10 protein-coding genes are annotated in these 9,638 nt (G+C 67.5%); 1 reads left to right on the top strand and 9 read right to left on the bottom strand.

From position 1 onward, the window contains the following. The 6 genes from QK444_RS25285 to QK444_RS25260 all read right to left on the bottom strand — a co-directional run. On the bottom strand, positions 1-872 hold an 872-nt coding region (locus QK444_RS25285; protein WP_282784348.1), incomplete at its 3' end, for an alpha/beta fold hydrolase. 198 nt (positions 873-1,070) lie between these two features. Beyond that, entirely contained in the window at positions 1,071-1,490 is a 420-nt protein-coding gene (locus QK444_RS25280; protein WP_282784346.1) for a VOC family protein, read from the bottom strand. A 94-nt stretch (positions 1,491-1,584) separates the two neighbouring features. Beyond that, positions 1,585-3,375, bottom strand: coding sequence for a long-chain fatty acid--CoA ligase (locus tag QK444_RS25275; protein WP_282784344.1), 1,791 nt, complete (start codon positions 3,373-3,375; stop codon positions 1,585-1,587). A 125-nt stretch (positions 3,376-3,500) separates the two neighbouring features. Next, entirely contained in the window at positions 3,501-4,415 is a 915-nt protein-coding gene (locus QK444_RS25270) for an alpha/beta hydrolase (protein WP_282784342.1), read from the bottom strand. 8 nt (positions 4,416-4,423) lie between these two features. Continuing rightward, positions 4,424-5,254: an SDR family NAD(P)-dependent oxidoreductase gene (locus tag QK444_RS25265; RefSeq protein ID WP_029931494.1), complete on the bottom strand. Its 831-nt coding sequence runs from the start codon at positions 5,252-5,254 to the stop codon at positions 4,424-4,426. A gap of 29 nt (positions 5,255-5,283) precedes the next feature. After that, complete coding sequence (locus QK444_RS25260) at positions 5,284-6,804, bottom strand: NAD(P)/FAD-dependent oxidoreductase (RefSeq protein WP_282784339.1); 1,521 nt, start codon at positions 6,802-6,804, stop codon at positions 5,284-5,286. Between the two features lie 69 nt (positions 6,805-6,873). On the opposite strand from QK444_RS25260, the gene QK444_RS25255 reads away from it, so the two are divergent. Next, entirely contained in the window at positions 6,874-7,509 is a 636-nt protein-coding gene (locus QK444_RS25255) for a TetR/AcrR family transcriptional regulator (RefSeq protein ID WP_143979556.1), read from the top strand. A 111-nt stretch (positions 7,510-7,620) separates the two neighbouring features. Here QK444_RS25255 and QK444_RS25250 read toward each other — a convergent pair whose 3' ends face one another. The 3 genes from QK444_RS25250 to QK444_RS25240 all read right to left on the bottom strand — a co-directional run bounded on the left by QK444_RS25250 (position 7,621) and on the right by QK444_RS25240 (position 9,559). Then, positions 7,621-8,043, bottom strand: a complete 423-nt coding sequence (locus QK444_RS25250; RefSeq protein WP_282784352.1) for a CBS domain-containing protein — start codon at positions 8,041-8,043, stop codon at positions 7,621-7,623. A gap of 89 nt (positions 8,044-8,132) precedes the next feature. After that, the gene (locus tag QK444_RS25245) at positions 8,133-8,825 is read right to left on the bottom strand and encodes an ABC transporter permease (protein WP_282784336.1); all 693 of its coding nucleotides are present in this window, start codon (positions 8,823-8,825) and stop codon (positions 8,133-8,135) included. After that, positions 8,822-9,559: an ABC transporter permease gene (locus QK444_RS25240; protein WP_195121698.1), complete on the bottom strand. Its 738-nt coding sequence runs from the start codon at positions 9,557-9,559 to the stop codon at positions 8,822-8,824. Before QK444_RS25240 ends, QK444_RS25245 begins: the two co-directional genes overlap by 4 nt. Positions 9,560-9,638 lie beyond the last annotated feature (79 nt).

Here is a 9,638-nt window from a genome sequence, read left to right as displayed (position 1 = left end):
GTGACCGGCTGCCCGGCGGACTCCAGCAGGCGGCGGGCCTGCCGGGCCTGGATGTCGGTCATCGCGCCCATGAGTTGACCGGTGTCGGGATCGGTCAGGTGGAAGTGGTGGGTGAGCAGCACGGGGACTCTGTTCCGCGACAGCATGGCGGCGTGGTCGCAACCGGCGTTCGCGGTGTCGGTGGCCCATGCCCGACCCCACTCCGGGTCGTACTCCTTCAGATGTTGCGGCGGGGTGGCGGCGGCACCGTCGCCGGTGCCGTCACCCATCATGAACGCGATACCGGGATGCAGGAATTCGGGTAGTTCACGCGGCGCGGCGGCGACCATGCCGTCCCAGTCTCCGATCGACCATTGCGGGCCGAGCCACTTGGCCCACAGGGTGAAGATCGGACCCAGGGTCTGTGCCATGCCGGGACCGTAGGGCGGGGTCGCCTGGGAGGCGAACAGCGGCGGATCCTCGAGGATCGCGCCCCGGAGCAGACCGGGCTTGGCGTAGGCGGCCAGCCAGGCGGCGACGACGCCGCCGGAGGAGTTGCCCGCGACCAGGGTGGGCCGCCCGATCACCAAGTCGATGAACCGTTCGACATCGCTGCCCCAGATGTTGAGGTTGTAGCGCCCCGGAGTCCACGTGGAGCGCCCCTGCCCGCGCAGGTCGATGGCGAACACCCGGAACCGGTCGGTCAGCAACGGAATGGCGTCCTCGTAACCCCACCAAGATTCCCCCTGGGCGGGAATGAGCAGCAGCGGCGGAGCGGCGGGATCGCCCGCGGCGACGTAGTTCATGCGAATCTCGCCGAGATCCACGGTGTGCTCGTCGAACCTGTGCGCGACGAAGGTATCCGCGCGGTCCGCGGCTTCGGAAATGCCCATGATCGTCGATCCTCCCCTGGTGAACGGACCGGCAGTCGAACGGCTGCACGCCAGCGCGTCAGCCAACTGCTGGTGATCATCTGTGTGAACCCACCGTAGAAATCAGCTAGGACAGCTCGCGCCCTAGCTCACCGGAGCGACAATGTAACCCCCGCCACACGTGACCGCCCGTATCGCAATACGATTCGACCGGTCCGGCTATTCGACCGGGCTGAAGCCCACCATCCACGGCACCCCGAACCTATCGGTCACCATCCCGAATCCCTCCGACCATTCGGTCTTGCCGAAGGGCATGGTGACTTCGCCGCCCGCCCCGAGTTCGGTGAAGATGCGTTCGGCTTCCTCGCGGAGGTCGAGGTCGACCGAGACCGCGTAGGGCGGGTTGGCGGTGTTCACCGTCTCGCCGGGCGGGCAGTCGGAGGCCATGAGCAGGTGGGCGGTGCCGCGCAGCGGGAGGGCCACGTGGGCGATGAGGTTCTTGGCTTCGTCGGAGAGTTCGTCACCGCCGCCCATCTCACCGAAGCGGGTGATGTCGAGTTCACCGCCGAAGACGCTCTGGTAGAAGGTGAACGCCTCCTCGGCGTTGCCGTTGAAGATCAGGTACGGATTCAGGTTCACGGTATGCCTCCTCACGCGCTGACGGGTCGGGGAAACGGCAGCGGCCGCCGCCCCCGCAATGGAGACGACGGCCGCGGCCGAAACTCATCGGCGTTCAGTTGTAGATCGCGTCCACGTCGGTGGCGTACTGCTTCATGACCACCGCGCGCTTGAGCGACATCTTCGGGGTCAGCTCGCCGCCCTCCTGGGTCCAGTCGACCGGCAGGATGCGGATCTTCTTGATCGCCTCGGCGTGCGACACCAGCTTGTTGGTGGCGGCCACCGCCTCGTTGATCTCCGCGACCAGCTTCGGGTTCTCGATGATCTGCTCCATGGCGGTGTCGGCCGGAACGCCGTTGCGCTCCTTCCAGCCCGGCAGCGCCTCCTGGTCGAGGGTGATGAGCGCGCCCACGAACGGCTGGCCGTCGCCGACCACCATGACCTGGCTGATCAGCGGATGCTGGCGCAGAGAGTCCTCGAGCATGGCCGGGGAGACGTTCTTGCCGCCCGCGGTGACGATGATCTCCTTCTTGCGGCCGACGATGGAGATGAAGCCCTGCTCGTCGATGGCGCCCAGATCACCGGTCTTGAACCAGCCGTCGGCGAACGCGTCGGCGGTGGCCTCCGGGTTGTTCCAGTAGCCGGCGAAGACGACCGGGCCCTTGATGAGCAGTTCGCCGTCCTCGGCGACCTTCGCGCCGTGACCCGGCAGCGGACGACCCACGGTGCCGACCTTGATGTGCTCCGGGGTGTTCACGCTGACGGCGGCGGTGGACTCGGTCAGACCGTAGCCCTCGTAGATGGTGACGCCCGCGCCGCGGAAGAAATGCCCCAGGCGCGCGCCCAGGGGTCCGCCGCCGGAGACGGCGGAGGCGCAGCGGCCGCCCATGGCCTCGCGCAGCTTGCCGTACACCAGCTTGTCGAAGACGGTGTGCTTGAGCTTGAGCACGAAACCGGGGCCGCCGTTCTGCAGCGCCTCGGAGTACTGCACGGCCACATCGGCGGCGGCGTCGAAGATCTTGCCCTTGCCGCCGTCGTGCGCCTTCTGCTTGGCGCCGTTGAACACCTTCTCGAATACGCGCGGCACCGAGAGGATGAAGTCCGGCTTGTACTTGCCGAACTGCTCGACCAGCGTGGTCCAGTCGGCGGTGTGCGCCACGGTGACACCGGCGTCGAAGGCGGCCAGCGCCACGGCGCGGGCGAAGACGTGCGCCAGCGGCAGGAACAGCAGCGACTTGCGGTCGGGCCGCAGGAATTCGCTCATGGCGGAGCGGTCGGCGGCCGATTCGGCGTACAGGTTGGCATGCGAGAGCATGACGCCCTTGGGGCGGCCGGTGGTGCCGGAGGTGTAGATGAGGGTGGCCGGGGAGGCCGCCTTCACCTGAGCGCGGCGCTCGTGCACCACACTGTCGTCGAGATCCGCGCCGCGCTTGATCAGTTCGGCGACCGCACCGCCCTCGATCTGCAGCACCTCGCCCAGTTCGCCGAGGCCGCCCTCGATCTCGCCGATGGTGGCGCGGTGCTGCTCGTTCTGGACGACGATCAGCTTGGTGGCCGAATCGGACAGGATCCAGCGGCACTGCTCGGCCGAGGAGCTGTCGAAGATGGCGACGGTGCAGCCGCCGGCGGCCCAGATGGCGAAGTCGAGCACCACCCACTCGTAGCTCGTCGCGGCCATGATGGCGACGCGGTCGCCGAGCTCGATGCCGGAGGCCACGAACCCCTTGGCGACATCGGTCACGGTCTTGGCGAACTCCGTGGCCGTGACGTCGTTCCAGCCGCCGTTACCATCCGGAGTGTTGAAGACGACCAGGTTCGGCGTCTCCTTCGCATGCCGGAACGCGCCGTCCGACATGTTCGCGTTCTCCGGAATGGTGTAGGTAGCCGGGACTTCGAACTCTCGCATCGCTGCCCTTCCACAGTGGGTTAACTCGCCAGTAATTTACGCCACGCTCCGGCGCAGTGCCCGGCGGGACCTGCGGAACAGGTTCCGAAGCAGGCCGCCGGGCTGGGGTCACAGGTGCTCGGACATTAACCGATGAACCGTGTTTGCGCAGGTCGTAGTGCCTGCCGCAGGAATTCCGCGAGCTCGCGGGTCACTCGCGCGGCCGCTTCTACCAGAGTTGCCTGCGCTTGGGAGACGTGCCAGAGCCCACGGCTCTCGCTGAAGTCGACGGAAACACCGGAAGATTCCAGTTTTGTGACCAGCCGCAGGCACTGACCGTGCAGCAGTTCGTCCACATCGGCCTGCACATAGGTGGGCGGCAGGCCGTGCAGGTCGGCGAGCAGCGGCGCGTAGCCGGGGTCGAGCCCGTCCGCGCCGCCCAGGTACGCGTCGGCGCAGGACCGCGACCACGGCGTGGTGAGCACGAGATCGCTGGCGCGCTCGGGGATCTCGTTGGGATCGGACCACGGCGCGATCAGCCCGAGCGCGGCCGGGGTGAACCCGTGCCGGTCCCGCAGCCGCAGCGCCAAGGCCAGCGACAGTCCGCCGCCGGCCGAATCACCGGCCACCGCAATGCGTTCCGGCCGGTAGCCGGTGGCGACCAGATCCAGGAAGGCGGCCTCGGCGTCGTCGAGCGCGGCCGGGAAGGGATGTTCGGGCGCGAGCCGGTAGTCCGGCACGTGCACCCGGCAGCCGATCTCCCGGGCCAGCACTGCGGCCAGGGCGCGGTGCGTCACCGGTGAACCGACCGTGTATCCGCCGCCGTGCAGGTACAGCACCGTGATGGCATCGGAAACCGTTCCGGCGGTGAGCCTTTCGGCGGGCCGCTCGCCCAGGCGGATGCGTTCCACCCGGGTGCCGCGCGGCAGCAGCTGTCCGGCCGCACCGGCGTCCATGAGCCGACGCTGCACGGTGAACGGCAGCCGGGCGTTGAGCATGACACGGAACAGCGGACGGAGTACCGCGCGGGCGACGGGCAGCGGCAGCGAGATCTCGGGCATGATCACTTTCAGGGCAGGGCGCGCTTCTGCACGACGGCGGCGATGCGCTGGTAGTACGAGGCGGTGGTGCGCACGAACAGGTCCAGAACCTTTGCCTCCCAACCGATCAGCACCCGGCCGTGGCCCTTGCCGACGCCGTTCAGAATGGTTTCGGCGGCCATCTCGGGGGTGTGCATGGCGAGCTTGCTGTCGAACAGGGCGGCCAGGTTCTTCTGATCCAGTCCCTCGGCGACGGTGGCGTTGCGGGCCACGGCGGTCTTGATGCCGCCCGGGTGCACGCAGGTCACCTTGACCGGATCACCGCTCATGAGCATTTCCTGCCGCAGCGCCTCGGTGAAGCCGCGCACCGCGAACTTGGCGGCGTTGTAGGCACTCTGGCCGGGGACCGCGATCAGCCCGAAGAGGCTGGACACGTTCACCACGTGGCCCGCACCGGATTCGATCAGGTACGGCAGAAACGCCTTGGTACCGTTGACGACTCCCCAGAAGTCGACGTCCATGATGCGTTCGATGTCTTTGAACTGCGTCGCGATCACGTCGCCGTGGTGGGCGATTCCGGCATTGTTGTAGATCTGGTTGACCTTGCCGAAATGCTCCTTGACCTGGTCGGCGTAGAGCAGCACGGCCTCGCGCTCGGCCACATTGAGCCGGTCGGACTTGATCTGCACGCCGAACTTCTCACAGCGGCGCACGGTTTCGGCCAGGCCCTCGGTATCGATATCGGAGAGCGCGAGTTTCGCGCCGCGCCGGGCCAGCGCCTCGGCGAGGGCGCGACCGATGCCGGATCCGGCGCCGGTGATCACGCAGACCTTGTCCTGGAAGTAAGCGTCGTTGCTCACGGTCACTCTTTCGGTAGGGATGGACGGATTCAGGATGCCTTGGCGACGGCGGCGGTCGTGGTGTCGTACGCCGCGACGTCGAACTTCTCGAGCAGACTACGGAACCGGAAGGTGAAGTCCGGCCACAGCGTGGTGTTGTTGCCGTGCTTGTCGAGATACCAGCTGGCGCAGCCGCCGGTGCTCCACACGGAACCGACCAGCTTCTTCTGCAATTCGGCGTTGAAGGCGTCCTGCACGTCCTGGCGCACCTCCACGGTGCGCAGCCCCTGCTTGTCGATGGTGGCGACCGCGTCGGCGATGTAGTTGATCTGCGATTCGATCATGTACACCATCGAGGTGTGGCCCAGGCCCACGTTCGGGCCCAGCAGGAAGAACATATTCGGGTAGTTGTGGATGGTCGAACCCTTGTAGCCCTGCTGACCGGTGGCGTCGAAGACCTCGGCGAGGGTGCGGCCGTCACGACCGGCGATGGTCTCGAACACCGGGGAGTCGGTGACGTGGAAGCCGGTGGCGACCACGATGGCGTCGACCTCGCGCTCCGCCCCGTCCTTGGTGACGATGGAGTTGCCGGTGATCTCCTTGATGCCGTCGGTGACCACGTCCACGTTGTCGCGCGAGAGCGCCGGGTAGTAGTCGTTGGAGATCAGCATGCGCTTGCAGCCGATGCGGAAGTTCGGGGTGACCTTGCGGCGCAGTTCCGGATCGCGGACCTCGGCGAACAGCTTGGCGCGGGCGATGGTCTCCAGGATGCGCATGGCGGGCGGGAATTTGGCCAGGCCCACCACCTGGGTTTCGCGGGCGGCGTAGATGGCGGCGCGGGAGAGCGCCTGCACACCCGGAATGTATTTGAACGCCAGCTTCTCCGGGGCCAGGTAGGGCCGGTCCATGCGCGGCAGCAGCCACGGCGCGGTGCGCTGGTACACGTCCAGGTGTGCGACCTGCTTCGCGATATTCGGCACGATCTGGATCGCGGACGCGCCGGTGCCGATCACGGCGACCCGCTTGCCGGTGAGGTCGGCGTCATGGTCCCAGCGCGCGGAGTGGAAGATCTCGCCCTGGAACTCGTTGATGCCCTTGATATCCGGCAGGTTGGGCTCACACAGCGCGCCCACGGCGGAGATCAGGATGTCGGCGGTGAACGCCCCCTGGCTGGTCTGGATCTCCCAGCGCGCGGCGGCGTCGTTCCACTGCGCGCCGGTCATCTCGCAGCCGAAGATGTGGCGGTCGCGTACCCCGTACTTGTCGGCGACGCCCTGGATGTAGCGCTGGATCTCCGGCTGCTTGGAGAACGAGCGGCTCCAGTCCGGGTTGAGCGCGAAGGAGTACGAGTACAGCTGGGAGGGCACATCGCAGGCCGCGCCCGGGTAGGTGTTGTCGCGCCAGGTGCCGCCGACATCGTGTCCGCGCTCCAGCACGAGGTAATCGTCGTGCCCCTGCTGGCTCAGGCGGATCGCCATGCCCAGACCGGAAAACCCGCTGCCCACGATGATGATGCGGGAGTGACGGGCAGGCCGGTTGCCGACAGCTTTGTCTGTAACCTTGCGACTCATATAAGCGAGCGTAAGGTCTTATTGAGCAGGAGTCAACAGTATTGACTCACGTTCAGTAGTATCGGTGTGGTGAGTAGGGAACGCAGCCGGGACCAGACCGTATCCAAGCGTGTGCGCCTGAGTCCGGAGGAACGCCGCCGACAGCTCATCACGCTGGGCGTGGAGATGCTGCGCGGACGCGCGCTCGAAGACATCTCCATCGGCGAGATCGCTACCCAGGCCGGGATCTCCCGGGGCCTGCTGTTCCACTATTTCCCGTCCAAACAGGACTTCCACCTGGCGATCGTCCAGTACGCCAATGCCGAACTCCTGGAGAAGACCGCACCCGACCGCACCCTGCCGCTCTACGACATGCTGCGCGACGCGATCGAACGCTATGTCGACTACGTCAGCGAGAACCGCACCTCCTATCTGGCCCTGCTGCGCGGTCCGGCCAGCGCCAGCCCCGAACTGGTCGCCCTGGTCACCCAGACCCGCCTGGCTCTCGTCGACCGCATCCTCACCGAATCCCCGATCGCCGTCGACGATCCGGACCGCCCCCGCCTACGCCTGGCCGTGCGCGGCTGGATCGCCTTCGTCGAGGAGACCACCCTCACCTGGCTACGTGAAGAGCCCATCCCCCGCGAGACGCTGGTCGACATGCTCGTCGACTCGCTCCCGGCCCTGGCATTGAATCCGGTGCTCGCGGCGGCACTGCGCGCCTGAGTGGCCGCGCCGGACACCGATGTCTCGACGCGGCGAGTTGGTCGGAACCCGGCGGCGCGAACGGCCCGCGCGGCATCATCCGCGTCCGGACCGTCGCACCCTGCGGGGTTCTCAGTGCGGTACCGAGACGGCCTCCACGAAGTGGGCGAGCTGCTCGTCGCTCACATTGCGGGCCAGGTCGGATTCGCAGATCATGCCGACCAGGCGTTTGCCATTGCGGGTGTCGATGACCGGGAGGCGCTTGATCTGCGCCTGCTCCATCATCTCGAGCACTTCGGAGACGTCGGTGTCGGCCGATACCCACCGTGGGGTGCCCTGCGCCAGGTCGCCCGCCCGCACCCGGCTCGGGTCGTGGCCCTCGGCAATGCAGCGCACCACGATGTCGCGGTCGGTGAGCATCCCGATGAGGCGGTCGTTATTGCAGATGGGCAGGGCGCCGACGTCCATATTGCGCATCAGCTGCGCGGCCCTGTCCAGGGTTTCGTCGGCGGGGACGCAGGTGGCGTCCCGGTGCATGATGTCGCGTGCCTTCATGGCCTTCACAACAATCCTCCTGAGGGTGGGGTGAGTGAATCCGGCACTACTTCGGGCCGAATCCATCGTGACCCACCTCACAGCAGGGGTCAATGGTTCGATTTGCGGGACGATAGCGGATGGATGCCGCCGACGCCCGGAGCCGAGGCCCGCACGGCCAGTGCGAGCAGGCCGTCCAGTGCCAGGGCGAGGGCGGCGACCAAGATCGCGCCCACCAGCACCCGGTCGTATTTGTAGAGGCCGATACCGTCGAAGATGTAGCGGCCGAGCCCACCCAGATTGACGTAGGCCGCGATGGTGGCGGTGGCGACCACCTGGAGGGTGGCGGCGCGCAACCCGGTCAGCAGGATGGGCAGCGCATTGGGGAATTCCACGCGCAACAGAATCTGATACTCGCGCATCCCCATGGCGCGGGAGGCGTCCACGACCAGCGGGTCCACATTGGCCACCCCCGCGTAGGCCCCGGCCAGCAGCGGCGGAATGCCCACCGTGATCAGCGCCAGCAGGGGCGGAACCAGACCCAGCCCCATCAGCAGCACCAGGAAGGTGAGCAGACCGAGGGTGGGCAGGGCGCGCATGGCATTGGCGAAGCCGACGATGAACGCCGAACCGCGCCGGGTGTGGCCGATGACCATGCCCAGCGGCACGGCCAGCGCCGCGGACAGGGCGACCGCCAGGAAGCTGTACCACAGATGCTCGCGCAACCGGGCGGCGATACCGGCGGGCCCGGACCAGTTGCCGGCCGTACTGAGGTATTCCCAGGCCTGCACGAAAAGGTTCATGCCGCACTACCTTTCGGAGCAGCCGCACCGCCGTTCGGGGCCGCCGGACCCTTGGCCGGATCGATCGCGCCGCGCAGCCGCCGCCGGGTGCCGGGCGTGCGGCCGGTGCGCAGCCACGGCGTGGCCAACCGGCCCAGCAGGTAGAGCAGGCGGTCGATCACCAGCGCCAGCACCAGCACCACGATGATGCCCGCGATGATCTCGTCCGGATAGTCGCGCTGATATCCCTGGGTGAACAGTTTGCCGAGGCCGCCAACGCCGATGAGCGCGCCCACGGTGACCATGGAGATATTGGTGACCGCGACCACCCGCAGGTTCGCCACGAAAACCGGGAAGGCCAGCGGGAATTCGACGGTGAGCACGCGGCGCAGGCGCGCGTAGCCGATGGCGTCGGCGGCGTCGAGCACCGCCGCGGGCACCGAATCCAGCGCCGTGGGCACCGCGACCACCAGCAATGCCACCGAGTAGATGGTCAACGCGATGATCACGTTCAGCGGATCGATGGTCGAAATGCCCAGCAGCGGCGGCAGAATCACGAACAGCGCCAGCGACGGAATGGTGTACGCGATTCCGGCGGCCGTGACGGTGATCCGGCGCAGCCACGGAACCCGGTGCGCCACCGCACCCGCCGGAATGGCGATGAGCAGCCCGAGCAGCAACGGCACCAGCGCCAGCACCAGGTGCGTGCGGGTGTAGTCCGCGATGTCGCCGAAATTGTCGATGAGGTACCTCATCGCGCGCGGCTCCCCGGACGCGGGCCGCCTACGGGCGAACCCCACGCCGCACCGGCGGAATGCGGCCTGGTCGGCGCGG

The organism is Nocardia sp. CC201C, from assembly GCF_030010695.1.
Lineage (GTDB): Bacteria > Actinomycetota > Actinomycetes > Mycobacteriales > Mycobacteriaceae > Nocardia > Nocardia otitidiscaviarum.
Note: the sequence above shows the minus strand (reverse complement) of the source record. Positions and strands in the feature narration are given on the sequence as shown.

Bases quoted from the DNA above. Each gene is read 5' to 3' on its own strand.
- QK444_RS25275 (WP_282784344.1), bottom strand. From the start codon at position 3,375: ATGCGAGAGTTCGAAGTCCCGGCTACCTACACCATTCCGGAGAACGCG.
- QK444_RS25270 (WP_282784342.1), bottom strand. From the start codon at position 4,415: ATGCCCGAGATCTCGCTGCCGCTGCCCGTCGCCCGCGCGGTACTCCGT.
- QK444_RS25260 (WP_282784339.1), bottom strand. From the start codon at position 6,804: ATGAGTCGCAAGGTTACAGACAAAGCTGTCGGCAACCGGCCTGCCCGT.
- QK444_RS25250 (WP_282784352.1), bottom strand. From the start codon at position 8,043: ATGAAGGCACGCGACATCATGCACCGGGACGCCACCTGCGTCCCCGCC.
- QK444_RS25245 (WP_282784336.1), bottom strand. From the start codon at position 8,825: ATGAACCTTTTCGTGCAGGCCTGGGAATACCTCAGTACGGCCGGCAAC.
- QK444_RS25240 (WP_195121698.1), bottom strand. From the start codon at position 9,559: ATGAGGTACCTCATCGACAATTTCGGCGACATCGCGGACTACACCCGC.